The sequence below is a fragment of the Ruegeria sp. CL6 genome (assembly GCF_056536465.1).
The window spans coordinates 852,928-878,997 of record NZ_JBQFPR010000002.1 but is presented as its reverse complement, the minus strand read 5'-3'; the positions used below and the strand labels follow the sequence as shown (position 1 = coordinate 878,997).

Genomic DNA, 26,070 nt, shown 5'->3' with positions numbered 1-26,070 from the left:
GAGGATGGTAATTTTGCGCGCCTTATAGGGCGGTCCTGCAGGCTTGTCACCTGCCCACCGGTAAACTGCGACGATGGGTATAAGATTGCTTAGAAAACGGCCCTTTCCAAAGTGTATCCGCTTTGCTCCAGCTGTTTCAGCAGGCCGTGTTCGCCCCCAAGGTGGCCTGCACCGACCGCGATCACCGCCATCCGATCTTGAATGTCCAGAATGTGCTGCATCCAGTTGTTATTGCGCTCGACCAAAAGCTGCTTCTCGAAGCCGCCCCATTCCTCGTCAAAAATCTCTTGCGTCAGGCCCGAACTCTCAAGACCCTGCAGGCGGGCGAATTGGATGATCTCTCCGTGCTTTTCTTCCAAATACGTGTTGAGCATGGTGGTGAGCTGATCTTCGCTGCTTTCAAAGGCATCCGCCATCCGAACCAGGGATTGTACCTGCTTTTCCATTGGGAATTCGTCGAACATGGCCATCAGCTCGTCGATCTGCTCGAGCGAGTGCTGCGGGATGCCGTTTTCCTTTGCCAGGTCTGTCAGGCGCGCATCCATGCCGTAGTTGGCGTCAGGATCCTGAATCATGCAGGGAGGGACGCCTAGGGTCATGCTCAGGAACCACGGGCGCATTTTCGCACCCATCCAACCGGGAATCCCGCGATCCTCCAAGCCCTTGGACAGTGCGGCCCAGTCCTCTTCGGACATCATGTCGATCAAAGTTGGTCCGGACGTGATTAGAACCGGGCTGAGGTCTTGCGCCAGATCATTCTGAAACGCGTCCATCTCGGCTTTGGTCACCTCGAAGTAGAACGCATCGGCTTGGCTGAGGGTCGGGGCCAGCCTTTCGACCACAGCGTCCATGCGTGGGTCGTTGGTATGCACTGTGCCGATCAGGTGCAGAACCGTGTCGCCCTTCTTGGCGGTCCAATGGTTGCCTTCGGGAAAGGGGAAGTCGGTCAGGGACTGTTGCAATTCCTCCTGCATCTCGGCCGACATGTCGGACCGCAAATCCCGCCCTTCACAAGCCGCATAAGCGGACAGCGGCAAAAGTGAAAAGAGAAAGACAAAGAGAAAACGCATCAGGACCATCCCGTTTAACCACGTACAGATATGTGTCGCGACCTTGCCTTGCTCAAGGTGTCGGTTCAAGCGACTTGGAGGCGGGCAAGGCCGATCTGTGTCTGGCATTCCACAGCAAAACGCCTAGCATAGAAGGATGAACCGCGAGCAGGACCTCTATCCCCCCATCAAAACGCTGCTGGAGCGTCAGGGTTACACCGTCAAGGGCGAGGTTGGCGCGGCCGATATCGTTGCTGTTCGCGCTGATGAAGAACCGGTGATTGTCGAGTTGAAGCTGCGGTTTTCATTGGCGTTGTTCCATCAGGCCATCACCCGGTTGAAAGTGACCGATCAGGTCTATATCGGGGTGAGCAAACCGACCGGGCGCACGGCGCGACGCGCTTTGAAGGACAATGTTGCGCTGTGCCGACGCTTGGGGTTGGGCCTGATCACTGTCCGCGCGGATGGCGCTGTCGAGGTTCAATGCGATCCCGGCCCCTATGCGCCGCGCAAGAATAAGGCCAAGGCTGCTCGGTTGTTGCGCGAATTTGACCGGTTGGAAGGTGACCCCAACGCCGGAGGTGCCACGCGGCATGGGATCGTCACGGCCTACCGTCAGGATGCCCTGAGATGTGCCGCCCACCTTGCCGAACAGGGTGCCACCAAGGGGGCCGAAGTTGCCAAGGCCACCGGTGTTTCCGAAGCCACCCGCCTGATGCGGGACAATCACTACGGCTGGTTCGACAAAATAGAGAAGGGCGTCTATTGCCTGACCGAAGCTGGCCAAGAGGGGCTGAAGCATTGGGCCTACAGTTGGGACCAGCCGGAATAAGACCCCACGTCAAAAAAACTATCACAGCTTGTTGACTCGGGGTTTTGAACTCCCTAGCTATGCGTCGTTATCACTCTCACACCCTGAGTGCTAACGCCCCGCCATCCGGCGAGGGGAGGATTAACAACTTTGAGCCCAAGGAGCTGCAAAGATGGCATTGAAACCGCTTCATGACCGTGTGCTGGTTCGCCGTACCGAAAGCGAAGAAAAAACCGCAGGCGGCCTGATCATTCCTGACAACGCAAAAGAAAAGCCCAGCGAAGGCGAAGTCGTTGCAACCGGCGAAGGCGCGCGCAAGGACAGCGGCGAGCTGATCGCAATGGCTGTAAAAGCTGGCGACAAGATCCTGTTCGGCAAATGGTCGGGCACCGAGGTTCAGGTCGACGGCGAAGAGCTGCTGATGATGAAAGAAAGCGACATCATGGGGATCATCGAGTAAGCCCAAGCGCTTTACTCTGATCTTCGTTCCCAACTTATTTCTCAAGGAGAAACGACATGGCTGCAAAGGACGTCAAGTTCGACACCGATGCCCGTAACCGTATGCTGGCAGGTGTGAACATCCTGGCCGATGCTGTTAAAGTGACCCTGGGCCCCAAAGGCCGCAACGTGGTTCTGGACAAATCCTTCGGCGCACCGCGCATCACCAAAGACGGTGTTTCGGTTGCCAAGGAAATCGAACTGGAAGACAAGTTTGAAAACATGGGCGCGCAGATGGTGAAAGAAGTCGCCAGCCGCACCAATGACGAAGCCGGCGACGGCACCACCACCGCAACCGTTCTGGCACAAGCCATCGTTCGCGAAGGTCTCAAGCAGGTTGCTGCTGGCCTGAACCCGATGGACCTGAAGCGCGGCATCGACCTGGCGACCGCCAAGGTTGTTGAAGGCATCAAGACCGCTTCGCGCGAAGTCAAAGACTCGGCAGAAGTTGCTCAGGTTGGCACCATCTCGGCCAACGGCGAAGCCGAAATCGGCCAGCAGATCGCAGACGCGATGCAGAAGGTTGGCAACGAAGGCGTCATCACCGTCGAAGAAAACAAAGGTCTGGAAACCGAGACTGATGTTGTCGAAGGTATGCAGTTCGACCGTGGCTACCTGTCGCCTTACTTCGTCACCAACGCGGACAAGATGATCGCAGAGCTCGACGACTGCATGATCCTGTTGCACGAAAAGAAGCTGTCCTCGCTGCAGCCGATGGTTCCGCTGCTCGAGCAGGTGATCCAGTCGCAAAAACCGCTGCTGATCATTGCCGAAGACGTTGAAGGCGAAGCGCTGGCGACTCTGGTTGTCAACAAACTGCGCGGCGGCCTGAAAATTGCTGCTGTCAAAGCACCGGGCTTCGGCGATCGCCGTAAAGCCATGCTGCAGGACATCGCGATCCTGACCGGCGGTCAGGTTATCAGCGAAGACCTGGGCATGAAGCTCGAGTCCGTCACCATGGACATGCTGGGCACCGCCAAGAAGATCGAGATCACCAAAGACGAAACCACCATCGTTGACGGTGCTGGCGAGAAAGCCGAGATCGAAGCACGTGTTGCTCAGATCCGCACTCAGATCGAAGAAACTTCGTCGGACTACGACCGCGAAAAGCTGCAAGAGCGCGTTGCCAAACTGGCAGGCGGTGTTGCCGTTATCCGCGTCGGCGGCATGACCGAAGTTGAAGTGAAAGAGCGTAAGGACCGTGTGGACGATGCTCTGAACGCGACCCGCGCTGCTGTGCAGGAAGGCGTTGTTGTGGGCGGCGGTGTTGCTCTGGTTCAGGCCGGCAAAGCACTGGAAACTCTGGAAGGCGCAAACGCTGACCAGAACGCAGGTATCAACATCGTTCGTAAGGCAATCGAAGCGCCGCTGCGCCAGATCGCCGAAAACGCAGGTGTTGACGGTGCGGTTGTCGCTGGCAAGATCCGTGAATCTTCGGAAGCAGCCTTCGGCTTTAACGCCCAGACCGAAGAATATGGCGACATGTTCTCGTTCGGCGTGATCGACCCGGCCAAAGTTGTCCGTACCGCTCTGGAAGACGCGGCATCGGTTGCTGGTCTGCTGGTCACCACCGAAGCGATGGTTGCTGATCGTCCGGCCAAAGAAGGCGCGGCACCTGCAGGCGGCATGCCCGACATGGGCGGCATGGGCGGCATGATGTAAGTTGCCTAGGCCTTAGTGCTTATGGATGGGGTCGCCTTAGGGCGGCCCCGTTTCGTTTGGAATGCCCGCTGCGCGGTCATGCCTCCGGCGGAAGTATTTTTGAACAGAAGAAGGTCGGGGTTTCGTTTGCAGGAAAGTGAGTGTGCAAACGACGTGGAACCCGCTATGCGGTGGGTATGCGACTGTTTTTGCTCACTGCCCTGACCATGTGCGCTTTTGCGGCGAATTCGATTCTGAACCGGCTGGCCATCGACAGCGGCGCTGCTGATCCCGCTGGGTTTGCCGTTGTGCGCGTTCTGGCCGGGGCTGCGGTTTTGGCGGCGCTAGTCATTCTCAGAGGTGGGCGCCTGCCGTTGGGAAACACGCGCCGGATCGTCGGGGCCGGGTCACTGTCATTGTACATGATCGGCTTTTCGATTGCTTACCTGACGCTGGACGCGGGATTGGGCGCGTTGATCCTGTTCGGTGTCGTCCAGATCACCATGTTTGCGGTGACGTCGGTGACCGGTACCGCTCCGGGCGCTCGCCAGATTGCTGGGGCCGCGATTGCACTTGCCGGGCTTGCCTGGGTTTTATGGCCATCTGGCGAAGTGCGCGTGGACCCGGTTGGCGCAGCCCTGATGACTGCTGCTGGCGTGGGTTGGGCTATCTATTCGTTGGTTGGCCGGTCCGAGGCGGACGCATTGGCCGGCACGGCAGCCAACTTTGTTGTTGCGCTGCCGGTCACGGGGTTGGTGCTGTTGTTCAGCGGCACCGACTGGCACATGACTGTGAACGGTTACCTGCTGGCTGCCCTTTCTGGGGGTGTCACGTCTGGAATGGGTTATGCGCTTTGGTATCGTGTTCTGCCGCAGCTGGCTCCGACCACGGCGGCGGTGGTCCAGTTGAGCGTTCCGATCATCGCGATTGCTGGCGGTATTGTCTTGTTGGGTGAGATCGCTTCTCTGCGCCTTGTTCTTGGTGCGGCACTTGTTTTGGGTGGCATAGCGCTGGCGGTCCTTAGGTTGCAGCCGCGCTAGGGGTTTTATTACCCTCTGTTTGGGCTTATCTGGCCGCTATGAGATACCTGCTTGCCCTTGTTCTGTTTCTATTTCCTGCCGTTTCGCAGGCAAAATGCGTTGTGCTGTTGCATGGGCTTGCCCGCACCGAAGCGTCCTTTACCGTGATGGAGCAGTTGTTCAAGGCTCATGACTATACGGTCGTGCGACCCGGCTACCCGTCGACGGATCTGCCGATCCCTGAACTGGCCAACCAAACTTTGCCCAAAGCATTTGCGGCCTGCGGTGACAATGCGGTCAATGTCGTGGCCCATTCGATGGGGGGCATCCTCCTGCGGTACTGGTTGCAGGACAATCAGCCCGAGAACCTGGGTCGCGTGGTCATGCTTGGACCGCCTAATCAGGGCAGCCAACTGGTCGATGAATTGGGCGCATATGAGGTGTTCGGAATGCTCCACGGACCTGCAGGTCTGGCGCTAGGAACTGGCCCGGAAGGGATTCCGGCCCGGTTGCCGCCGGTTGATTTTGAGTTGGGGGTAATCGCGGGTGAGAATTCTCTGAACCCTTTGTTTTCTTCAATGATCGACGGCAAAGATGACGGCAAGGTCTCTGTCGAAACCACCAAAGTCGACGGGATGAAGGACCATATCGTCTTGCCTGTGACTCATACGTTCATGATGAACAACCCGCGCGTCATGGCTCAGGCGCTGCATTTTATCGAGTTTGGCCAGTTCGATCCAGAAATTACGTGGCTGGACGGGGTGCAGGATATCATTGATGAAATCTGCATCGGGCAGGATTGCTCGGAACCTGCTTCGGAGCCCTCGCAATGACCCCGCTCAACCTGACACTGACCGGGGCGGAGGTTCTGTTGCCCGACAGTGGCCTGACCTCTGCCGACCTGTCATTGGCCGAGGGGATCATTCGGTCTGACCGTACCGGACGGGTCATCGACCTGTCGGGGTACCTTGTACTACCTGGCATCATTGACCTGCACGGCGACGGGTTCGAGCGCCACATTGCGCCGCGCCGAGGGGCGATGAAACAGATGGATGAGGGTATTCTGTCGGTCGAGTCCGAGCTGGCCGCCAACGGAATCACAACCGCTGTTTTGGCGCAGTTCTACAGTTGGGAAGGCGGCGTGCGCGGTCCTGAATTTGCGGGGCAGGTGTTTGATGCGATTGCTTCGGTGAAAGGTCGCGTTGTTACCGATCTGATGCCTCAACTGCGGTTTGAGACGCACATGCTGGACGATTACGCCGGCCTCCCGGAACGGATCAAGCAATGGCAAGTGCCCTATGTCGTTTTCAACGATCACCTGCCACATGACCGTCTGTCGGAAGGGCGCAAACCGCCGCGCCTGACTGGGCAAGCGCTGAAGGCAGGGCGCAACCCGGACAAACACTTTGAGATGTTGCTGTCCATGCACGCGCGCAGTGCTGAGGTGCCCCAGGCACTTGATGATCTCTGCGCTGCGCTGGCGGGGCAGGGGGTGCGCATGGGCAGCCACGATGACGCGACCTCGACAACCCGGACCGACTGGCGAAATCGGGGCGCGCGCATTTCCGAGTTTCCCGAAACGCTTGAGGCAGCCGAGGCCGCCCGTTCTGCGGGAGATTACGTTATTCTAGGGTCGCCGAATGTGGTGCGTGGCGGATCGCATAAAGGTAATGCCAGTGCGCTGGACTTGATCGCTATGGGGCTGTGCGACGCTCTGGCTTCGGACTACCATTACCCCAGCCCACGTCGCGCCGCATTGATGTTGGCCAAAAGCGGTCTGCTGGATTTTGCCGGTGCCTGGAGCCTTGTATCCTCCGGCCCGGCGCAGGTTCTGGGACTGCAGGACCGTGGCACGCTGGCACCCGGCCAACGTGCCGATCTGGTCATTTTGGACGCTAAGACACACCGGGTTGCCACCACAATGGCAGCAGGCCGGATCAGCTACATGGCCGGAGATATCGCGGCCCGGTTCCTAGCCTGATCCGCAGGCTTCATCTGGCTAAAAATATCCCCGCCGGAGGCATCGCGCGTCAGCGCGATTTCTCAGCGGACGATACGGTTGAAATGGCCCATCTTTCGTCCGGCTTTAACCTCTGCTTTGCCGTATAGATGCAGCGCCACGTCCCGTTCCTGTGCCAATTCCGGCACGCGGTTCATGTCGTCGCCGATCAGGTTCTCCATAACCACGTCTGCGTGGCGCTGCCCGTCGCCCAAGGGCCATCCGGCCACGGCGCGAATATGCTGCTCGAACTGATCCACAGCACATCCGTTCTGTGTCCAATGGCCCGAGTTATGTACGCGCGGAGCGATCTCGTTCACGATCAGGCCGCCGGGCGTGACAAACAGCTCGACCCCCATCACGCCCACGTAGTCCAAGGCGTTCAGGATATTGGCGGCCAGCAAAATCGCATCCGTGCGCTGCGCCGGGCGCAGACGTGCCGGGACGGTTGTCGTATGCAGGATGCCGTCGCGATGTACGTTTTCACCGGGGTCGAAACAGGCCACCTGACCGTCCAACCCGCGGGCCGCAATGATCGAGACCTCGTGACTGAAATCGACAAAACCTTCGAGGATTGCGGGCGCACCGGCCATGTCCGCCAGAGCGGTCTCGGCGTCCTCGGGGGTGCGTAGTCGGGCCTGCCCCTTGCCGTCATAGCCGAAACGACGGGTTTTCAGGATCGCAGGCGTTCCGATTTGTTCGATTGCGGCCTTCAGGCTGTCCAAATCAGTGATGTCGGCAAATGGCGCGGTTTGCAGGCCCAACCCTTGCAGAAAAGTCTTTTCGGTCAGGCGATCCTGACTGACGCGCAACGCCTCGCGTCCGGGGCGAATTGGGCGGTGAGACTCCAGAATGTCCAACGCCTCAGTCGGGATGTTCTCAAACTCATAAGTGATGACATCAACCGACTCGGCAAAGGCTTTCAGGGCGTCGGCGTCGTCATAAGCTGCCGTGGTCACCCGGTCGGCCACCTGACCGGCAGGAGGGTTCGCGCCGGGCTCATAGATATGAGTGACGAATCCCAGACGGGCCGCTGCAACGGACAGCATCCGCCCCAACTGACCGCCGCCAAGAATACCGATCGTTGCGCCGGGATGTAGCGTCTCAGTCATCGACAGGCTCCTGCGGGATTGAGGCCGACAGCGCATCGCGCCACGCGTCCAGCCGTTCTGCCAGTGCGTCGTCCTGCAAGGCCAGTATGCCAGCGGCCATAAGCCCGGCATTGGCACCACCTGCCGATCCGATGGCCATGGTCGCCACGGGAAACCCTTTGGGCATCTGCACGATGGAATAAAGCGAATCGACCCCGGACAAAGCCCGCGTCTGAACAGGCACCCCAATCACCGGCACCCGCGTTTTCGAGGCCATCATTCCCGGCAGGTGCGCTGCTCCGCCCGCACCGGCAATAATCACTTGCAGGCCACGCGACACGGCGGTTTTTCCATAGTCCCAGAGGCGGTCAGGGGTACGGTGCGCTGAGACAATGCGCTTTTCATACGCAACGCCCAATTCATCAAGAATGTCTGCGGCTTCTTTCATCGTGGACCAGTCCGATTGACTGCCCATGATGATCCCCACTTTCACGTCGCTCATCCGCTTTTGCCTCTGCCTTTGGAAAGAGCGCGCACTATAGCCAAATCCGCTTTTGTGGCAATGCGGTACAGCGCGTTCAGGCGATGATATCTGGGGTCAAACGGTCTTCGATCAGGCGGATGATGTCTTTCAGGCGCAGTTTTTGTTTTTTCAGCCGTTTGATCGTCAGTTGATCGGACGTGCCCTTGGCCTGCAACGCTTCGATCGCCTCGTCCAGATCACGGTGCTGGCGGCGAAAAACCTCCAGCTCTACCCGTAAAACCTCATCTGTTTTCATTGAAAGATCGGTGGGCGCGTTCATGGGCGACTCGGTGGTTATTGTGGTGCTTATCACACAAGATAGTGTGTCAGGCGTTATCCCGCCAGACCTTGTGGACATCCTGGTTTCTTCCCATATTCTATAGCATGCGGTTGCCAGAAAGGGGCCGCAAAACACGTCGCTTTGACAATAAAGGACGAAAATACGTGTCAAAACTTACTCTTGGCTCATACCCGCATCTTCTGGGGTTCGAGCAATTGGAACGCCTTCTGGAACGGTCTGCAAAGGCCGGCAACGAAGGATACCCGCCCTATAACATCGAACAGACCTCGGATTTTTCGTATCGCATAACTCTGGCGGTGGCCGGGTTCGCGGAAGAGGATTTGTCGATCACCATCGAGGATCGCCAACTGGTGATCCGGGGCCGTCAACGCGACGATAGCGAAGGACGCATCTTCCTGCATCGCGGCATCGCGGCGCGCCAGTTCCAGCGCATGTTCGTGCTGGCCGACGGGGTCGAAGTGGGCGAGGCGATCATGGAAAACGGTCTGCTGCATGTGGACCTGACCCGCGCGGTGCCCGAAACCGTGGTGCAAACGATCAACATAAGAAAGGGGTAAGGGCAATGAATACACCGATCGAACTGAACACCGAAGGCGACCGGATCGTTTATGTCAAAACGGTCGAAGTCGCTGATCTGCCTCGGGAAGTCCGTGAGCAGGCCGGTGATCTTGAACTGCTGTATGCCGTTCATGATTCCGAAGGGCAGCGGCTTGCATTGGTGGCCGACCGAAGGCTGGCCTTTAACCTAGCGCGGGAACATGATTTCTCGCCGGTTGCGGTCCACTGAATCAGCCTGCATACGATTTACCCGTGACATCTTCCTCGTGCCGGGTGAGATATGCGAACTTAAAGCGGTTTGCGTAGGGAAAGGCGCGAGGAATGGGCTGGTTCGATTTTGACTGGGTGGACGCATTCAGCGACCAAGCCTTCGGCGGCAATGGATGTGCTGTGGTTCATGGCGGCGCGGCCCTGCCGGACGATATCTGCATGGCCTATGTGCGCGAGACTTCGCTTGTCGAATGTACGTTTACGGGTCCGTCAGATGTGGCCGACATCCGGGTTCGCTATTTTCTGGCAAGCCGAGAGATTCCCTTTGCCGGGCACCCAACCATCGCGACCGTTGAAGCCATGCGGTCGCGCGGTCTTTTCAAGGGCGATTCGCTGTTGCTTGAAACTGGGGTAGGGGTCGTTCCGGTTCGTCTGAACGGGGATGAGATCGAAATCACTCAGGTCGCACCGCAGTTCGGTGATTGTGTCCCCGCGAATCTGGTTGCCGCTGCCGTAGGTCTACCGGAAGAAGCGATCATTTCGCCTCCGCAATTCGTATCCACGGGGCTGCCCTTTTGCATCACCGTTCTACGCGATCACGATGCGTTGCGGGCGGCAAGTCTGGATGTGGCTTCGCTGCGCGAAATAACGGAAATGGCAGGGTTCTCTGGCTCTGATATGGCCGAGCCTTTCCTCGTGACCTTAAAAGGTGCGACCGAGGCAGGTGACACGTTTTCGCGCTTGTTGCTTGCCCCGCCCAGCCCGCCAGAGGACCCGTTCACCGGGTCTGCGACCGGTGCAATGGCTGCCTATCTGTGGAAACATGGGTTGATGTCAAAGGATTCATTTACCGCCGAACAAGGGCACGACATGGGGCGCCCCGGTCAAGCCACCGTTACTCGAGTCGGGTCCTGCGACGCGATGACGGGTATCCGGGTCGCGGGACGTGGGCGCGTTTTGATGCGCGGTCAGGTCGATCTTACCGAGGTATAGCTATGAACGAACCCGCGATTGCCATTTTGCCTTATGGACACCGTTTGGGGCAAAAGCTGGCGTCAGTTCCCTTGTCCGAAATGATCTGGCCCGAAGGCTGCCCGGACCGCTTGACCGGCAAGACTGTCGGAGACCTTGAGGTCACGGATCACCTGATCATGTACCCCAATTCCACGGTCCACATGCGCCTGCGGCGCGGCACTCGGGCACAGATATCGCTGATGATGGGAGAGCCTTCAGCCATCCACGGTAAACACGACCGGATACTGCGCTATACGTGGCGGCGGTTTTTCCGGGTCATGACGTTCCACGATGCGCTGCTGGGCAACATCCCAAACGCTGTATTCCTGCCCTATGGCGTGACAATGATCCCCGACTGGCAAGATTTGAACGTCACAAAAGTCAAATCATGCTCGCTGATCGCTTCGGCCAAACGTGATCTTGAAGGGCACCAATTGCGGCATTCCGTGATCGATTGGGTGCGTCGGACCAACGCAGATGTCGACATCATGGGGCGCGGTTACAATCCGTTCGACCTTAAGTCTGACGGGCTGGCCCCTTACCGCTATTCCGTCGTGATCGAGAATGTGCGCGAGCGGAACTATTTCTCGGAAAAGCTGACAGATACGATCCTGTGTTCTGCCGTTCCAATATATTGGGGCTGTCCAAACATCGGCGATTTCATGGATACGTCCGGCATGATCATCTGCGAATCCGAGGATGATATCCATCGCGCCATTCAGACGGCGTCAGATGAGGATTACGCAACGCGCTTGCCGCACCTGCGGGCCATTCAGTCCAAGGCGGCCGAGTTCGGTGATTTTGAAGGCCGAGCAGTCGCGGCCCTACGCGCGGAACTATAGCCTGAAACAGAAAAGGCTCCCGCGATGCGAGAGCCTTTCATAGGGTGTCAGCAGTGTCTTAGGACGCTGCGATCAGGCCCATGCTTTCCAGCTTGAGCAGTACCTGATGGGCGCAGTTGTCGACATCCACGTTCTCGGTTTCGACGCTCAGCTCAGGGTTCCGAGGCACGTCATAAGGGTCCGAGATACCGGTGAACTCTTTGATCTTGCCTTCGCGCGCCAGCTTGTACAGACCTTTACGGTCGCGACGCTCACATTCCTCGATGCTGGTTGAAACGTGCACTTCGCAGAAGGCACCGAACTGTTCGATATCTTCCCGAACCGCGCGGCGCGTGGTCGCGTAAGGCGCGATCGGCGCACAGATGGCGATACCACCGTTTTTGGTGATCTCGCTGGCCACATAGCCGATACGACGGATGTTCAGGTCGCGGTGTTCTTTCGAGAAGCCCAGTTCCGACGACAGGTTTTTACGCACGATGTCACCATCCAGCAGCGTAACCGGACGACCACCCATCTCCATCAGCTTGACCATCAACGCGTTGGCGATGGTGGATTTGCCCGAACCCGAGAACCCGGTGAAGAACACGGTGAAACCCTGTTGGCTGCGCGGCGGTTTGGTTTTGCGCAGCTCGGCCACAACCTCGGGGAAGCTGAACCATTCGGGGATTTCCAGACCTTCGGCCAGACGGCGGCGCAGTTCGGTGCCCGAGATGTTCAGGATCGTGACGTTGTCCTTGTCTTCGATCTCGTCATTCGGCTCGTACTGGGCGCGCTCCTGCACATAGACCATGTGCTTGAAGTCGACCATTTCGAGGCCGATCTCGTCCTGGTATTTGCGGAACAGATCCTGCGCATCGTAGGGGCCGTAGAAATCTTCGCCTTGGCTGTTCTTGCCCGGGCCAGCGTGGTCACGACCAACGATGAAGTGGGTGCAGCCGTGGTTGGCGCGGATCAGACCGTGCCAGACTGCCTCACGCGGGCCAGCCATACGCATCGCCAGGTTCAGCAGCGACATCGAGGTGGTCGAGGCCGGGTATTTGTCCAGAACCGCCTCATAGCAGCGCACGCGGGTAAAGTGATCGACGTCGCCGGGTTTGGTCATGCCGACCACCGGGTGGATCAGTAGGTTGGCCTGTGCTTCTTTCGCGGCGCGGAAGGTCAGCTCCTGGTGGGCGCGGTGCAGCGGGTTGCGGGTTTGGAACGCAACGATACGACGCCAGCCCAGCTTGCGGAAATAGGCGCGCAGCTCGTTGGGCGTGTCGCGGCGGGCGCGGAAATCATAGTGGACGGGCTGCTGGATGCCGGTGACGGGGCCGCCCAGGTAAACTTTGCCTGCGACGTTGTGCAGGTAGTTCACGGCGGGGTGGGCGTCATCATCTGCACCGAACACCTTTTCGGCCTCGCGTGCCTTGTTCGGGGTCCAGCGGTCGGTCACGGTCATGGTGCCGAGGATTACGCCTTCCTGGTCGCGCAGCGCGATGTCCTGACCCAGCTCGATGGTTTCGGCAAAGTCTTCGCTAACATCCAGCGTGATGGGCATCGGCCACAGGGTGCCGTCAGCCAGACGCATATTTTCTACGACGTTGTCGTAATCGGCTTCGGACAGAAACCCTTTCAACGGGTTGAACCCGCCATTCATCAGAAGTTCAAGGTCACAGATTTGACGCGGGCTGAGATCCCAGCTTGTCAGGTCAGCGGCTTCTACTTTCAGCTTCTGGGCTGACTCGTAGGAAACATATAGTTCAGGGATCGGAGCGAGATTACTTAACATCGTCATAGGAATACTCTTGTCGAAGTGCGGTTTTGCCAGTGATTCAGGGGCGTTTGCGGGGCATTTGCCCCGACCGTTGGCCGAAGTCCATATACATTCCTGAAACAAAGGACGAAATGCGCAGTTTTTTCGCGGAATGGAAGGATTTTCTGACATCTGGATTAAAAAGCGACCACGATCCCGGCAATGGCCAGCAAACTGGCAGGAACCAGTGAATGTGTTCCTATGCAGGGCTGCCCTGCATCAAGTCCGCCGCGCTTTTTACCGGAAGGGCGGGAATCGGCCGCGTCACGCCGCGCAACTGAAAGGGCCGCAGGTCGATCAGGTCTTGTTCGTACCCCGCCGCCTTGAGCAGATCGGCCGAAACCAAAAGCTCTACCTCCAGGGCTTTGGTTTCTCCTTCCAACCGGCTGGCCACGTTGACGGCGTCCCCGATGATCGTGCGTGCCGCGTTGCCTGCTGCGCCAATTTCCCCCAGCACCAAATCGCCCAGGTGAAGGCCCATGCCGATTCTTATGCGCGGGCTTCCCTCTGCCTCTAACTGCTGATTGAACCGCCTCAGCGCGCGGCTCACATCAGCGGCGGCGTTCAGACCGGCCTTGGCTGAGCTTACTGCGTCAGGCGTTTCAAACACCGCCAGCAGCCCGTCACCCATGTATTTGTCGACCACACCCCCGTCCGCGGTGATGGCCGGAACGATGGCATCAAAAAAACGGTTCAGAAGGAAAACGATGTCATAGGGCAGTTGCCCGGTGGTACGCGAAGTAAAGCCGCGCATATCCAGAAATAGCACGGCCAGCTTGCGCTCTTGCCCCTGACTGGCATGAGCCCGCTGACGCCCACCATCTGGGCGGAACATCCGAAAAGCGGTGATCGGTTCGGTCGGGCGAATCTGGCACGCCAACCGAGCACCGTCTGGCGCGCTGACGGCTGCCAAGCTGCGCGCCTCAACGTCACTGGGTGCAGGAAGCTGGTCTGCACCGTCCTCGACAATCACCCGGCATGTGGTGCAGCGCCCCTTTCCGCCGCACAGTGCCGTGTGGGGGATGCCATTGGCCTGTGATATCTCAAGCAGCGTCATGCCTTTCTCAGCCACCACTTCGGGGCCTTCTACGTATTTGATCCGAACAGAGTGTCTGCGCCGCCATAGCTTGCGCCCAAGAAACACCGCAAGGGACGTGGCCAGCGCGATCCAGAACGCCAGCATTGCGTTGTCTTTGACACTGAAAAGAGCCTGAAATTCCTCGGGCGAGGGCCAGTTGTAGTGCTCGATATATTGTTCGCGCAGGAAAGGATCGGCAAAATCGGCCCAAATCCTACGCCCTTCGGTGAGCAAGCCCGCAAGGGCAAAGGACGGAACAAAAACAGCCAGCCCGATCAGATAGGGGGCCACTTTGGGCCACCAACGGGTAAGTCGAAGCCACATGTGCAACCCAATGCAGCTATGGACCCAGACAACCAGCAAAAGAAGGCATTGCATGTAGATCGCGGAACTGGGCCACATCAAAGCGATGATATACCCCATCTCGTCATTCACGCTGTAGATCTCGTGCGCATAGCGTGTGTGAACAATGTGGGCGATCAGTTGCAAGGGAATCAGCAACCCAAGCACTACTTGCAAACCGGTGCTAAAGGGCATCCGCAACGTCCGGCGCTGGCTGATCGAATACAAGGCCAAGCCGAAATGGGTCAACAAAGCCACGTACAGGATTGCGCTGCCAATATCGTGCCGGGTGACAGCGTGGCGCCCGTCCTGCATCCCGTGAAGAAAGTCTGTGTGGAAAAGGCCCAGACCAATATTGATGAAATGAAAGAACGCGAAGGCAAACAGGATCAGCCCACTGATAATCCGTAGCCGGGTTGCCCACCCGCCTTGCCATAAAACGCTGTTCACCTGAGCCACCTGGGTTGTCTTGCTCGCGCGTCGAGTCTGATATGAGGTCGGCTGGCGGTCAAGGCAAGGTTGCGCAAGGCAGGGCGAATCCCCCCGGTCGATCCGGGGGGGGTCTTTTGTATCTTAGTCTTGTTCCGCGAGGAAACGTTCCGCGTCCAGCGCGGCCATGCAGCCCATGCCAGCGCTGGTGACGGCTTGACGATAGATGTGGTCGGTCAGGTCACCTGCGGCGAAAACACCCGGAACCGACGTCTCGGTCGAGCCCGGCTTGGTGACGACATATCCGCCCATATGGGTTTCCAGAGAGTCCTTTACCAACTCGTTCGCAGGTGCGTGACCGATCGCGACGAATACGCCCTTACACGGGATCTCAGAGACCTCGCCGGTCTTTACGTTCTTGACGCGCACGCATTCGACGCCCAGCGGGGCATCCGTGCCGACGACTTCTTCCAGCTCGTGGAACCACAGCGGCTCGATCTTTTCATTCTTCAGCAGACGGTCCTGCAGAATTTTCTCGGCCCGCAACTCGTCGCGGCGGTGGATCAGCGTCACCTTGCTGGCGAAGTTGGTCAGAAACAGCGCTTCTTCAACCGCAGTGTTGCCGCCACCGATCACCACGATCTCTTGCCCGCGATAGAAGAAGCCGTCGCAGGTTGCACAGGCGGATACACCGAACCCCTTGAACTTTTCTTCCGACGGCAGGCCCAGCCATTTGGCACGCGCACCGGTCGCAAGAATGACGGCGTCGGCCGTATAAACCGTTCCGCTGTCACCCTTGGCGGTGAACGGGCGTTTCGAAACGTCCAGATCGTTGATGATATCGCCGATGATTTCGCAACCCATCGCCTTGGCGTGGTCCTGCATGCGGACCATCAGGTCCGGCCCCTGAACTTCGGTATCACCGGGCCAATTCTCGACCTCGGTGGTGGTGGTCAACTGACCTCCGGGTTCGATGCCTTGAACCAGGATCGGTTCAAGCATGGCGCGGCTGGCATAGACGCCCGCAGTATAACCGGCCGGCCCCGATCCGATGATCAGAACCTTCGTGTGACGTGTTTCGGCCATGGTACCCCCAACTCGATCTGCCTGTTTTGGGCGCGTGGCCCCTTGGCGAATGGATATAGCGACCACTGTGCGGCGCTTAAAGCCCCTTCCTGTTCACCATCCGGTATGCAGCCATCGAATAGCGCCTAAAAAAAGAACATTGAAAATAAAGAATATTGCGCTTTCACGAAAGATTATTGCGCATCTTTGGGGTGCTGATATAACAACCGAAAAAATCAGGAGCAATTGATGGTCGCGACACGGCTGGATGAGATTGACCGCAAGATTCTGGCGGAATTGCAGGCAGACGGTCGCATGACCAATGTCGAACTGGCAAAGCGCGTGGGAATTTCAGCCCCGCCCTGCCTGAGACGTGTTCGCACGTTGGAAGAATCCGGGCTGATCCGCGGTTACCATGCCGAGGTAAACTCGCGCGAGTTGGGTTTCGAGGTTCAGGTCTTTGCCATGGTCGGATTGGAAAGCCAGGCGGAATCCGAACTTAGCGCCTTTGAAGAACGCTGCCGCGACTGGCCGCTGGTCCGTGAGTGTCACATGCTCAACGGTGAGGTCGATTTTATCCTGAAATGCGTAGCCCCGGACCTGAGCAGTTTTCAGCAGTTCCTCACAGGTGAGCTACTGACTACGCCGAACGTAGCCAGTGTGAAAACGTCGCTGGTGATCCGGGGTGCTAAGGACGAGCCCGGTGTGCCTTTTGACGTGCTGGAAGAACGAATGAGCCGGATGGCTTAAAGCGCATCCGTTTATGTGCGGCACAACACGGTGGCAGAATCGCCGTGACGATCAGAAACAGTGCCCAACCCAATAAAATCTGCATAAAGCCCCCACTTTGCAGTTATCGTTGTATTTTTTACGCTGTGATCGCGTCGACCTCTCCGTCGCCGGCACGCGGCATCAGCAGCGGACCAAAGTCGTTCAGCGAATCAACATGCGCAAACAGGTTCAGGTAAATAGTCCGCAGTGAATGGCTGATCATTCGCACGGCGTTCACACCGGGGTGATATGTCTCGAATTGAAGCCCGTCGACTTTGATCACCGCGTGGCGTTTCAGGCAGATGTGAAACAGCTCGACCGGTGTGGGCGGCAGAGTTTCGATTACGCTCATACCGTCCTGAAATTCATGAACAGGTGTCAGGATCGTTTCGTTGCTGTGCAGGTGGCGAAGGTGGGCAGGAGTGCCGACGATACGCGCTGCTGGCCCCGCAATTACGCCTGACAGTGGCTTTTGCATACCAAACGTGTCCGCCATGATGCGCGTCAGTGGTCGGGTGCGCCCCCGCGAATCCTCACGGCCCGGGATCAGGGTGACAGAACCTTTCCATAACACGGTCTGCGAGGATCCGTCTTGGGTCAAAACAGTGTCGCCCGGCAGAAGGTCCTCAATCGCAAGCGGGCCTGTTTTGGTCTCGACCAGCGAGCCGCGCGTAAAGGCACAAAATGCGTCCTCGAACATTGGCAGGGCAGGCGCGATGTGCCGGGTCTGTGAAATGTCACCGTTCGGCATTAGCGCGCTGACCTCATAGCGCCGCAGCTGCGCCTTAGGCTTGTTAGGCGTCCTTGATGCATCGCGCAGCATTGCCGATGTATCAACGGCATTCCTGGCAGCACGCGAGAGCGAATGTGGAATAGGCATTGTTATTCCGTCCCTTCTAGAGCCCGCTCAGACAGGAGGACTCTTCGGTCCAAGCCCGTCTGACCAGTTTTATTTTTTGTTTTGATTGAAAGGGCGACACCAGGGCGACGACTGTATCGACGACGCGACGAAATGAAGTTCCGCAGACCCTTGGCCAACATTTTGACCCCCCAAACAAACTCACAACAACGCAGGCGGTAATTGCCGGCGCACACATGCCCCTGATCCTGGCCGCGACCAATACGTGCGGCAGGTCACACATCGGACCGGAGCACCCCTCCGATGTGTTTCTTGACCCTGGGGGCCGGCAGCTTGGCACCCTGGGCATCTCGTTCAGCCCTGCGCCGCCAGGCGGCGGGCAACTCTGATCGAGTGGCTGGAGACATGTTTCCATGGCATCTCCAGCCCCTTCTCTTTGCTCGCCGCGATAACGGCGATGAGAAAGCGAGATTTTACCTTCATTTTATTTTCCTGCTCCTCAGGGGTTTGACACCCCGTTCCCTCTGATTACCCAATGTGACGCCATATTGAGGCACCGATAAGGCTGATCCGGGATCAATTCAGGACAAAATGAAGGTTGGCAGCTCCTCTTTCTTAATACTGTCCGACTCTGCTGGAGCATTGGCAGATAAGCACCTGAGAGCGGACAATAAAAATAAAATTGTTCCGACTCAGATAGACACAAAGAATGTGGCGAAAAAGCGGCGAAATTGCCACAATTCAGACTTGGTTTATAATTTGATTGCAGAAATCAGCCTGCCATAGTCGGCTTCTTTCGCGTGGGTCGACCGGCGGTATGAATAAAACCTGTCAGGGTCGGAATACGTACAATGCCGTGTCCACTCGGCCTGACCGATTCCCGCCTGCCGTAGCCTGTGCAGGCCAAATGCAGGCAGGTCGAATTGAACCCTGTCGCCGGTTCCGTTTGCAAAGAACCGTAGATTATCGGGCGAGTCCGCAACAAAATCATCCAGGAATTCCGGGCCGACCTCATAGGCGCTTTGTGAAATTGTCGGCCCGATCACTGCGACGGTATTTTCGCGCTTTGCCCCCAATGCTTCCATAGCGTCCAGCGTCGCTTCTAGCACGCCATCCAATGCGCCCCGCCATCCGGCATGAGCAGCTCCGACGACTTGCGCGTCGGAATCGGCGAACAAAACCGGCTGACAATCTGCTGTCAAAATGGTCAACGCCAGACCGGGCGTCGATGTGACGACGGCGTCTGCCTTTGGTTTGCTGCCGTTGATAGGGGCATCGACCGTCAGCACCGTCGGGGAGTGGACCTGATGAACCCCTATCAAGGCGTCGGGGGCGACCTCCATCGCGTCTGCGACGCGATTGCGGTTGATCGTAACGGCCTCGGTCTGATCGGACGATCCGTACCCACAGTTGAGCCCGGCGAAAATGCCGGAAGATGCACCTCCGCGACGGCTGAAGAACCCGTGGCGAACAGAGGACAGCATGTCCGATGTCAGAATTTCCAGTGTCATGATTCCAGTCCAGGAGGGGGGGCGGCGTAGGAAGGGTAGAGGCCCAGTACTTTAAACAGGTTTCCCATTTCATCCGGGTGCGTCAACCGGCGATGTGCAGAAACCAGCAAATCAAGCTCGTCCCCGCCGAGAGGCGCGGCAAGCGCCTGCGCGCGTGCCGTGATTCCCAGCCGCTCCAGAAACACACCCTGTGGTGTCAGGCGCGTGTGGGCGCATCCGGCGGCGCGTGTTGCTGTGGCCAGGGGTTCAAAGTCCACATGGGCTGTAAGGTCGGCTTTTCCGGGGTCTGTAAGCGGCTCCGCCCGTTCGTGCGCGCGAACGGCCTGTAGTGTGTCGCCCAGCGAATGCCAGTCTCCGTAGTCGATGATTAGTCCGGCACCACCATGCGTTGCGATACGGCCAGCCACGACGGTGATAATCGGAATCGCGGATGGGCAGAGCTCAACAAGGTCGCCGTCTCGCGTGTCTTTCAGCCGATCTGTCAAAGCCACCTGATCCGCTTTGGGACCCATCCCGAAGGTCAGCGAGTCGCCATCCCGTCCGATCAGGCGTTCCCGCCAACCATCCTCGTCGCGCAGAAACTGGCGGATGGGCAGCGCATCGAAGAATTCGTTTGCAACCAGGAACAACGGTGCATCCGGCAGATCCGCAACCGTGTCGATCCAGAGAGGAGCGTAATCGCACAGTGTTTCCGACTGGATATCCCGCAGGGTAGGCGAGGCTTCAAACAGAACGACCTGAGCAGCATCGTGAAATCCCTTAACGCCTTTTGTCGCGCGCAGGATATCAGCCATCAGCGTACCGCGCCCCGGTCCCAGTTCGGCAAGCGTGAAATGTTCCGGATGCCCCTGATCCAGCCAGCTTTGCGCCAGCGACAAGCCGATTAATTCTCCGAACATCTGGCTTATCTCAGGGGCGGTGACAAAATCCCCCCGTGCGCCCAAAGGGTCGCGCGTTGAGTAGTATCCAAGCGTCGGATGCAGCAAACACTCGGTCATGTAGTCGGCCACGCTCATCGGGCCGTCCTGCGCGATGCGCGCAAGTAGGTGATCGGCCAGAGTCATCGAGCCGCCCGCGCACGTAGCGCGAACCAAAGCCCAAGTGCGATCATGGGAATGGACAGCAACTGACCCATCGTCAGCCCATAGCCGCCGATATGCCATGCCAGCCCCAGCGGATTACCCGGTGAGATGAATTGCGCATCCGGTTGCCGGAAGAATTCGACAATAAATCGCGAGGCACCATAGCCGGCCATGAAGACGCCCATGATCAGACCGGGTTTTTGGAACGCGCCGCGCCGATAGGCCAGCCAAAGCAGCACTGCACCCAGCAGCAGCCCTTCCAGCACTGCTTCATAAAGTTGTGACGGGTGCCGTGCGCACATTCCGACCAATACGCCGGGGCAATCCTGCGCGGCCCCTCCGGGGAAGATGACGGCCCACGGCACCTCGCTGGGGCGTCCCCACAATTCCGCGTTTACGAAGTTGGCCAGCCGTCCCAGCAACAAACCCGGCGGAACCGCGTGCGCGATGAGGTCGGCCAAAGACAATACCGAAACCTTGTGGCGACGGGCATAGAGGTAAGAGGCAACGACCACGCCGAGCAATCCGCCGTGAAAGGCCATTCCACCTTGCCAGACTTTCAGGATGTCCTGCGGATTCGCCAGATAGTAGGCGGGTTGATAGAACAGCACGAAACCCAGCCGACCGCCCAGAATGACGCCGAGAATGATCCAGGTCAGCAGGTCTTCCAGTTGCTCGGGCTTCATAGGCGGCGTTGATTCCCGCCAGAGGGCAGGCCGCCGCAGCGCCATCACACCCAATCGCCACGCGATCAGAATACCTGCAATATAAGCCAGCGCGTACCAGCGCAGCGCGAACTCTGTCCCAAACAGAGAGATCGAGAACAGTTCGGGCGACAGATCGGGGAAATTCAGAACAGCCTGCATGTGCGTCTCATTGCCCGGGGTTAGCAGTGCAAGTCAACCTTGAGCCCGCGCCATTCTTTACCCATATAGGGGGTGACCTCGAAATCGGAGCAAAGCCATGCAAACCCGCAACAAGATTCTCGACGATGTATCCCAGCTTATGACCAACGCAATGGGCGTGGCTCAGGGCGCACGAGAAGAAGCAGAGAATGCGATGAAGTCGATGATCGACCGCTGGCTGGCCGACCGCGATTTTGTCACGCGCGAAGAATTCGACGCAGTTCGCGCGATGGCTCAGAAAGCGCGAGAGGAGAATGCGGCGCTGGAAGAACGCATCGCCGCGCTTGAGGCGAAACTGGACAAGTAACGTCTGGAATCAGATTTTCGATACAAGAGAGACGCCGCGCGATCCGGGTAGGGATTGTGCGGTGTTGTGCATCTTGCCGCCTTGCAGAATTTTATCAAGACAAAGCTGCATGTGACGCCAATATTTTGATCGCCGTGACCGTTCGTCCACAACTTATTGCTGTTATCCCCAATAAATAGGGTTGCCAGACGGGTACTGGCAGCGCACCATATTTAGTACAGGCCCACGGGGGAAGCCCGGCTTGTAGAGCAGGCAACTAGCGCTGGGGCGCTGCCAGCCCCAAAATGCTAGAAATTAGTGAGGTGGCATTATGGCCCTTTCCGAGCAGTTTCTTGAAGAAGACCTTCATCCGATCGACATTGTTGAACACTTGGCTGAACACCACGACTGGGACTTTGACCGGATCGGGGATGACCAGATCGCAATGGCCGTCGAAGGACAGTGGCGCACTTACTCGATTACGCTGGCTTGGTCGAACTATGACGAAACCCTGCGCATGGTGTGTTCGTTTGAAATGGACCCACCGTCCGAGCGTGAATCCGAGCTTTATGAGCTGCTGAACAAGATGAATGATCAGTGCTGGGCGGGTGCGTTCACGTATTGGGCAAACCAGAAGCTGATGGTCTATCGCTACGGTCTGGTTCTCGCTGGCGGACAGACGGCCAGCCCCGAACAAATTGACACGATGATAACCGCAGCGGTCCTGAGCGCCGAGCGGTATTACCCCGCGATCCAGTTGGTCACATGGGGCAACCGCGAACCCGAAGACGCAATGCAGGTCGCCATTGCAGAGGCTTACGGGCGCGCGTAAAGCTTTGCCCCAAACCGACAAGTAAGGGGAAGGGCTATCATGGATATGTCACGCGTCGCCGAACAGGGGCTGGTGCTTCTGGGATGCGGCAAGATGGGATCGGCCATGCTCGCTGGATGGTTGGAGCATGGCCTTCCTGCGTCCTCGGTCTGGGTCGTTGATCCGTACCCATCGGACTGGTTGAAGGCGCAGGGCGTCAATATCAATACACCGCTGCCCGAAGCGCCTGCCGTGGTGCTGGTTGCCGTCAAGCCGCAGATGATGGGCGAGGCACTGCCTGCGATCAAGGCGCTGGGCGGCGGCGGTAGCCTATTCGTTTCGGTCGCGGCCGGGACCTCGACAGCCACATTCGAGTCCGTATTGGGCGCGGGCACGCCAATCGTGCGCGCGATGCCAAACACACCGGCAGCGATCCGACAGGGGATCACGGCTTTGATCGGGAATTCTGTTGCATCGGACGAGGACGTCGCGCTGGCCGAAAACCTGTTGTCAGCCATTGGCGAGACCGTCCGGCTGGATGACGAATCTCAGATGGACGCGGTCACGGGTCTTAGCGGTTCTGGCCCGGCCTATGTCTTCCACCTGATCGAAACCTTGGCCGCTGCGGGTCAGGCGCAGGGATTGCCGCACGATCTGGCGATGAAACTGGCCAAATCCACTGTGGCCGGGGCGGGGGCGCTGGCGATGGCTGCTGACGAAGATCCATCACAACTGCGGATCAACGTGACCTCTCCCAACGGAACGACTCAGGCCGCGCTTGAGGTGTTGATGCACGAAGAAGAAGGCTTCCCCGATCTGCTGCACCGTGCCGTGAAAGCCGCCACTGATCGATCCAAGGAGCTGTCTCGTGAGTGAGATTTCATTCGATGATTTTCTCAAGGTCGACATCCGCGTCGGCAAGGTCATCCGCGCCGAACCGTACCCCGAGGCGCGAAAGCCCGCGATCAAGATGTGGATCGACTTTGGCGATGGGATTGGCGAGCGCAAGACGTCGGCCCAGATCACCGCGCATTACGATCCGTCGACACTGGTGGGCAAACAGGTGATGGCTGTGGTGAACTTCCCCCCGCGTCAGATCGGTCGCTTCATGTCAGAAGTGCTTGTGTTGGGCCTTCCCGATGAAAGTGGCGAGATTGTACTGATCGGCCCTGATGGAGAAGTTCCTGTTGGCGGGCGGATGCACTGATGAGATTGCTACTTGCCCGCCCAATGACAGCGGCCGTCACAGCACGCGCGCAGGCTGAATTTGATGTCGAGTTTCGCGAAGAGACGTTGCCGATGACGCAGGATGAGATGCTGCGCGCCCTGACCGAATTCGATGTGGTGGTCCCAACTTTGGGCGATATTTTCTCGGAACAGGTATTCGCGCAGGTGTCCAACCCCCGCTGCAAATTGCTGGCAAATTTCGGGGTCGGGTATAATCACATCGACGTAGATGCGGCACGGGCCGCAGGCGTTGCCGTGACGAACACTCCGGGAGCGGTCACGGATGCAACCGCCGACATAGCGATGACCTTGCTGCTTTCTACCGCTCGGCGTGCGGGGGAAGGGGAACGGCAAGTCCGGGCTGGCACTTGGCAAGGATGGCATCCCACACAGATGCTGGGCTATCACGTGACCGGCAAGCGTGTTGGGATCGTCGGCATGGGCCGCATCGGTCAGGCGATCGCGCGTCGGTGCCACTTTGGGTTTGGCATGCAGGTCCTCTATCAATCCCGCAGCAAGAAAGAGATCGACTTCCCGGCGGAATATGTTCCTGACCTGCAAGAGCTGTGCGCCAAGGTCGATTTCCTGATTCTGGCGGTCCCTGGAGGCGCGGAAACCCGTCACCTGATCGACGCGCAGATACTAGAGGCGATGAACCCTTCGGCCCTTCTGATCAACATCGCGCGCGGAGAAGTCGTGGACGAAGCTGCGTTGATCGCTGCGCTGCGCTCTGGTCAGATTGCCGGGGCGGGTTTGGATGTTTATGAGTTCGAGCCCACAGTCCCGCTGGTCCTGCGTGAAATGGAGAACGTGACATTGTTGCCCCATCTGGGCACCGCGACCGAAGAAGTGCGCAGCGATATGGGGCTCATGGCTCTGGACAACGTTGCCGCCTTTATCGACGGGCGTCCGCTGCCGAACCCGGTTTAGCTGCCCACAGCCTCACGCCAGTGTTTGCGGCAAAGCGAGACGTAGGTTTCGTTCCCGCCAATCTGTACCTGCGCGCCTTCGGTGATGGTGTTGCCGTTCTCATCCTGACGAATCACCATGGTCGCCTTGCGTCCACATTCACAGATGGTGCGAACCTCGCGCATTTCGTCGGCCAACGCCAATAACGCAGCCGAGCCGGGAAACAGTCGTCCCTGAAAATCCACCCGCAGCCCATAGGCCAGTACCGGGACGTGCAGGTCGTCCACGGCGCGCGCTAGCTGCCAGACTTGATCGTCGGTCAGAAACTGCGCTTCGTCCACGAACACGCAAGCGACATCACCCTTGTCCAACCGCGCCTTGATCATGGCAAACACATCGTCGCCTGCGCCGAACGTATCGGCCTCGGCCGAAATGCCGATACGTGAGGCAATCTTGCCCACACCCGCGCGCCCATCCAATGCGGCCGTCATCAGATAGGTGTCCATGCCCCGCTCGCGGTAGTTGTGCGAGGCTTGCAGCAGAACGGTCGATTTGCCTGCGTTCATAGTGGAATAATTGAAGTACAGCTTTGCCATGGCCCGGGTCTAAAACGCCTGACCGATGCGGGCAAGTCATCAAACGCCAAGATGAAGCGACGCCGCCGTTGTCGTTGCCAGGGTCGAGCATAGGCTCAATGGGGATGGATACCCGAACGTCAACAACAGCGACGTCGTCGGCCAACATGCGGCCTAAACGGTGCAAGGCCAGAAAAACGCCCCGCGGTCACTCGTAACCGGCATGAACTGCCGCCACTCACTCACAAAACCCCCGCATATCTGAGGGATAGCCAATATATGCCATTTCAATTATGACTCGGTTATGGGAAATTTCGTTTCCCTTTCCCCCGCAATGGTAGATGCGGTAGGGCGGCAGGCAACAGAGGTTAAAACATGGCAGATATCGGGGCCTATCTGAAAAAGCATACCGAAGCGTTGGTTAAGGACGTTGGAATCGAATCCGCTTGTGAGATTACCGGCAAGTCCAAGGCGACTTTGGGCCGATATTACTCTGACAATGCCGAACATGCCGATCGGTTCATGCCTGTGGACTCGGTGGCGCGGCTAGAGGCTGTGGCAAACTTCCCGCATGTGACGTCGGCGCTGGCCGATCTCAAGAACATAACGCTGTCATATGACGGGCGGAACGCCGACACCCCGCGCACAGGGGGGGTGAACTCGGACGTAATCGCTCTGAGTCAGCGGTTCGCTATGCTCATGACCGAATATCAGGCCGCGATCGAAGACGGTATTATCACCGTGAACGAAGCGAAGCGCCTGTTGAAAGAAACCAGCCTTCTGCAACAGGTGTTGATTGAGATGAAGCTGCACCTTGAAGAAGAAAGCGTTAGCTGAACCCGCTGCTCTTACGCGTTGAATAGGGGCAC

Annotated in this window: 30 protein-coding genes; 17 read left to right on the top strand and 13 right to left on the bottom strand. The window is 58.2% G+C overall.

Annotated elements, in window-relative coordinates; all coding sequences use genetic code 11:
* Positions 1–89: 89 nt before the first annotated feature.
* A complete protein-coding gene (locus ACR0LH_RS09245; protein ID WP_480720638.1) occupies positions 90–1,070 on the bottom strand; it encodes a TraB/GumN family protein in 981 nt (326 codons plus the stop codon).
* A gap of 136 nt (positions 1,071–1,206) precedes the next feature.
* Between ACR0LH_RS09245 and ACR0LH_RS09240 the strand changes: the two genes are divergently transcribed.
* The 6 genes from ACR0LH_RS09240 (at position 1,207) to ACR0LH_RS09215 (ending at position 6,999) form a co-directional block, all read left to right on the top strand.
* Positions 1,207–1,881 carry a DUF2161 family putative PD-(D/E)XK-type phosphodiesterase gene (locus ACR0LH_RS09240; protein ID WP_170411469.1) on the top strand — a complete coding sequence of 225 codons (675 nt, stop codon included), beginning with the start codon at positions 1,207–1,209 and terminating at the stop codon, positions 1,879–1,881.
* 151 nt (positions 1,882–2,032) lie between these two features.
* The gene (gene groES / locus ACR0LH_RS09235) at positions 2,033–2,320 is read left to right on the top strand and encodes a co-chaperone GroES (RefSeq protein ID WP_480720637.1); all 288 of its coding nucleotides are present in this window, start codon (positions 2,033–2,035) and stop codon (positions 2,318–2,320) included.
* Positions 2,321–2,376: 56 nt separating this feature from the next.
* Complete coding sequence (groL, locus tag ACR0LH_RS09230; protein WP_170384799.1) at positions 2,377–4,020, top strand: chaperonin GroEL; 1,644 nt, start codon at positions 2,377–2,379, stop codon at positions 4,018–4,020.
* A 176-nt stretch (positions 4,021–4,196) separates the two neighbouring features.
* A complete protein-coding gene (locus ACR0LH_RS09225) occupies positions 4,197–5,039 on the top strand; it encodes a DMT family transporter (protein ID WP_480720709.1) in 843 nt (280 codons plus the stop codon).
* 38 nt (positions 5,040–5,077) lie between these two features.
* A complete protein-coding gene (locus tag ACR0LH_RS09220; protein WP_480720636.1) occupies positions 5,078–5,851 on the top strand; it encodes an alpha/beta fold hydrolase in 774 nt (257 codons plus the stop codon).
* Entirely contained in the window at positions 5,848–6,999 is a 1,152-nt protein-coding gene (locus ACR0LH_RS09215) for an alpha-D-ribose 1-methylphosphonate 5-triphosphate diphosphatase (protein ID WP_480720635.1), read from the top strand. The genes ACR0LH_RS09220 and ACR0LH_RS09215 overlap by 4 nt, the downstream gene beginning before the upstream one ends.
* Before the next feature lie 62 nt (positions 7,000–7,061).
* Here ACR0LH_RS09215 and ACR0LH_RS09210 read toward each other — a convergent pair whose 3' ends face one another.
* The 3 genes from ACR0LH_RS09210 to ACR0LH_RS09200 form a co-directional block, all read right to left on the bottom strand.
* Positions 7,062–8,129 (bottom strand): 5-(carboxyamino)imidazole ribonucleotide synthase, encoded by a 1,068-nt coding sequence (locus ACR0LH_RS09210; RefSeq protein WP_480720633.1) that lies wholly within the window; start codon positions 8,127–8,129, stop codon positions 7,062–7,064.
* Positions 8,122–8,610, bottom strand: a complete 489-nt coding sequence (gene purE, locus ACR0LH_RS09205) for a 5-(carboxyamino)imidazole ribonucleotide mutase (RefSeq protein ID WP_170384784.1) — start codon at positions 8,608–8,610, stop codon at positions 8,122–8,124. Before purE ends, ACR0LH_RS09210 begins: the two co-directional genes overlap by 8 nt.
* A gap of 76 nt (positions 8,611–8,686) precedes the next feature.
* Positions 8,687–8,911, bottom strand: coding sequence for a YdcH family protein (locus ACR0LH_RS09200; protein ID WP_010441787.1), 225 nt, complete (start codon positions 8,909–8,911; stop codon positions 8,687–8,689).
* Positions 8,912–9,075: 164 nt separating this feature from the next.
* On the opposite strand from ACR0LH_RS09200, the gene ACR0LH_RS09195 reads away from it, so the two are divergent.
* The 4 genes from ACR0LH_RS09195 (at position 9,076) to ACR0LH_RS09180 (ending at position 11,556) form a co-directional block, all read left to right on the top strand.
* Positions 9,076–9,489, top strand: a complete 414-nt coding sequence (locus ACR0LH_RS09195; protein ID WP_058275530.1) for an Hsp20 family protein — start codon at positions 9,076–9,078, stop codon at positions 9,487–9,489.
* Positions 9,490–9,494: 5 nt separating this feature from the next.
* Positions 9,495–9,719, top strand: coding sequence for a DUF1150 family protein (locus ACR0LH_RS09190; RefSeq protein WP_480720632.1), 225 nt, complete (start codon positions 9,495–9,497; stop codon positions 9,717–9,719).
* A 92-nt stretch (positions 9,720–9,811) separates the two neighbouring features.
* Positions 9,812–10,693: a PhzF family phenazine biosynthesis protein gene (locus ACR0LH_RS09185; protein WP_480720631.1), complete on the top strand. Its 882-nt coding sequence runs from the start codon at positions 9,812–9,814 to the stop codon at positions 10,691–10,693.
* A gap of 2 nt (positions 10,694–10,695) precedes the next feature.
* The gene (locus ACR0LH_RS09180; RefSeq protein WP_480720630.1) at positions 10,696–11,556 is read left to right on the top strand and encodes a hypothetical protein; all 861 of its coding nucleotides are present in this window, start codon (positions 10,696–10,698) and stop codon (positions 11,554–11,556) included.
* Positions 11,557–11,614: 58 nt separating this feature from the next.
* Here the strand turns inward: ACR0LH_RS09180 and ACR0LH_RS09175 are convergent, their stop codons facing one another.
* The 3 genes from ACR0LH_RS09175 to trxB all read right to left on the bottom strand — a co-directional run bounded on the left by ACR0LH_RS09175 (position 11,615) and on the right by trxB (position 16,286).
* Complete coding sequence (locus ACR0LH_RS09175; RefSeq protein WP_480720629.1) at positions 11,615–13,333, bottom strand: bifunctional sulfate adenylyltransferase/adenylylsulfate kinase; 1,719 nt, start codon at positions 13,331–13,333, stop codon at positions 11,615–11,617.
* Between the two features lie 217 nt (positions 13,334–13,550).
* Positions 13,551–15,221 carry an adenylate/guanylate cyclase domain-containing protein gene (locus ACR0LH_RS09170; protein ID WP_480720628.1) on the bottom strand — a complete coding sequence of 557 codons (1,671 nt, stop codon included), beginning with the start codon at positions 15,219–15,221 and terminating at the stop codon, positions 13,551–13,553.
* A 123-nt stretch (positions 15,222–15,344) separates the two neighbouring features.
* On the bottom strand, positions 15,345–16,286 hold the full coding sequence (gene trxB / locus ACR0LH_RS09165; RefSeq protein WP_480720626.1) for a thioredoxin-disulfide reductase: 942 nt from the start codon (positions 16,284–16,286) through the stop codon (positions 15,345–15,347).
* 228 nt (positions 16,287–16,514) lie between these two features.
* On the opposite strand from trxB, the gene ACR0LH_RS09160 reads away from it, so the two are divergent.
* Positions 16,515–17,015 carry an Lrp/AsnC family transcriptional regulator gene (locus ACR0LH_RS09160; protein WP_170384769.1) on the top strand — a complete coding sequence of 167 codons (501 nt, stop codon included), beginning with the start codon at positions 16,515–16,517 and terminating at the stop codon, positions 17,013–17,015.
* Positions 17,016–17,133: 118 nt separating this feature from the next.
* On the opposite strand, the gene ACR0LH_RS09155 is transcribed toward ACR0LH_RS09160, so the two are convergent.
* The 5 genes from ACR0LH_RS09155 to lgt form a co-directional block, all read right to left on the bottom strand.
* Positions 17,134–17,916 (bottom strand): Hint domain-containing protein, encoded by a 783-nt coding sequence (locus ACR0LH_RS09155; RefSeq protein WP_170384768.1) that lies wholly within the window; start codon positions 17,914–17,916, stop codon positions 17,134–17,136.
* A gap of 333 nt (positions 17,917–18,249) precedes the next feature.
* Complete coding sequence (locus ACR0LH_RS09150) at positions 18,250–18,378, bottom strand: hypothetical protein (RefSeq protein WP_480693090.1); 129 nt, start codon at positions 18,376–18,378, stop codon at positions 18,250–18,252.
* Between the two features lie 269 nt (positions 18,379–18,647).
* A complete protein-coding gene (pgeF, locus tag ACR0LH_RS09145; protein ID WP_170793293.1) occupies positions 18,648–19,406 on the bottom strand; it encodes a peptidoglycan editing factor PgeF in 759 nt (252 codons plus the stop codon).
* Positions 19,403–20,470, bottom strand: coding sequence for a class I SAM-dependent methyltransferase (locus ACR0LH_RS09140; protein WP_480720625.1), 1,068 nt, complete (start codon positions 20,468–20,470; stop codon positions 19,403–19,405). Before ACR0LH_RS09140 ends, pgeF begins: the two co-directional genes overlap by 4 nt.
* Positions 20,467–21,354 (bottom strand): prolipoprotein diacylglyceryl transferase, encoded by an 888-nt coding sequence (gene lgt / locus ACR0LH_RS09135; RefSeq protein ID WP_480720623.1) that lies wholly within the window; start codon positions 21,352–21,354, stop codon positions 20,467–20,469. The genes ACR0LH_RS09140 and lgt overlap by 4 nt, the downstream gene beginning before the upstream one ends.
* A 97-nt stretch (positions 21,355–21,451) precedes the next feature.
* Here lgt and ACR0LH_RS09130 point away from each other — a divergent pair, with 97 nt between their 5' ends.
* The 5 genes from ACR0LH_RS09130 (at position 21,452) to ACR0LH_RS09110 (ending at position 24,647) form a co-directional block, all read left to right on the top strand.
* Positions 21,452–21,700, top strand: a complete 249-nt coding sequence (locus ACR0LH_RS09130) for an accessory factor UbiK family protein (protein WP_170384762.1) — start codon at positions 21,452–21,454, stop codon at positions 21,698–21,700.
* A 310-nt stretch (positions 21,701–22,010) separates the two neighbouring features.
* The gene (locus tag ACR0LH_RS09125) at positions 22,011–22,511 is read left to right on the top strand and encodes a YbjN domain-containing protein (protein WP_170484163.1); all 501 of its coding nucleotides are present in this window, start codon (positions 22,011–22,013) and stop codon (positions 22,509–22,511) included.
* A gap of 39 nt (positions 22,512–22,550) precedes the next feature.
* Positions 22,551–23,366, top strand: a complete 816-nt coding sequence (gene proC, locus ACR0LH_RS09120; RefSeq protein WP_170616177.1) for a pyrroline-5-carboxylate reductase — start codon at positions 22,551–22,553, stop codon at positions 23,364–23,366.
* Positions 23,359–23,697 carry a tRNA-binding protein gene (locus ACR0LH_RS09115; RefSeq protein ID WP_480720622.1) on the top strand — a complete coding sequence of 113 codons (339 nt, stop codon included), beginning with the start codon at positions 23,359–23,361 and terminating at the stop codon, positions 23,695–23,697. The genes proC and ACR0LH_RS09115 overlap by 8 nt, the downstream gene beginning before the upstream one ends.
* Positions 23,697–24,647, top strand: coding sequence for a 2-hydroxyacid dehydrogenase (locus ACR0LH_RS09110; protein ID WP_480720621.1), 951 nt, complete (start codon positions 23,697–23,699; stop codon positions 24,645–24,647). Before ACR0LH_RS09115 ends, ACR0LH_RS09110 begins: the two co-directional genes overlap by 1 nt.
* Here the strand turns inward: ACR0LH_RS09110 and ACR0LH_RS09105 are convergent.
* Complete coding sequence (locus ACR0LH_RS09105) at positions 24,644–25,222, bottom strand: thymidine kinase (protein ID WP_170561903.1); 579 nt, start codon at positions 25,220–25,222, stop codon at positions 24,644–24,646. The genes ACR0LH_RS09110 and ACR0LH_RS09105 overlap by 4 nt on opposite strands.
* 354 nt (positions 25,223–25,576) lie before the next feature.
* Between ACR0LH_RS09105 and ACR0LH_RS09100 the strand changes: the two genes are divergently transcribed.
* Positions 25,577–26,038: a hypothetical protein gene (locus ACR0LH_RS09100; protein ID WP_170484157.1), complete on the top strand. Its 462-nt coding sequence runs from the start codon at positions 25,577–25,579 to the stop codon at positions 26,036–26,038.
* Positions 26,039–26,070: the final 32 nt, after the last annotated feature.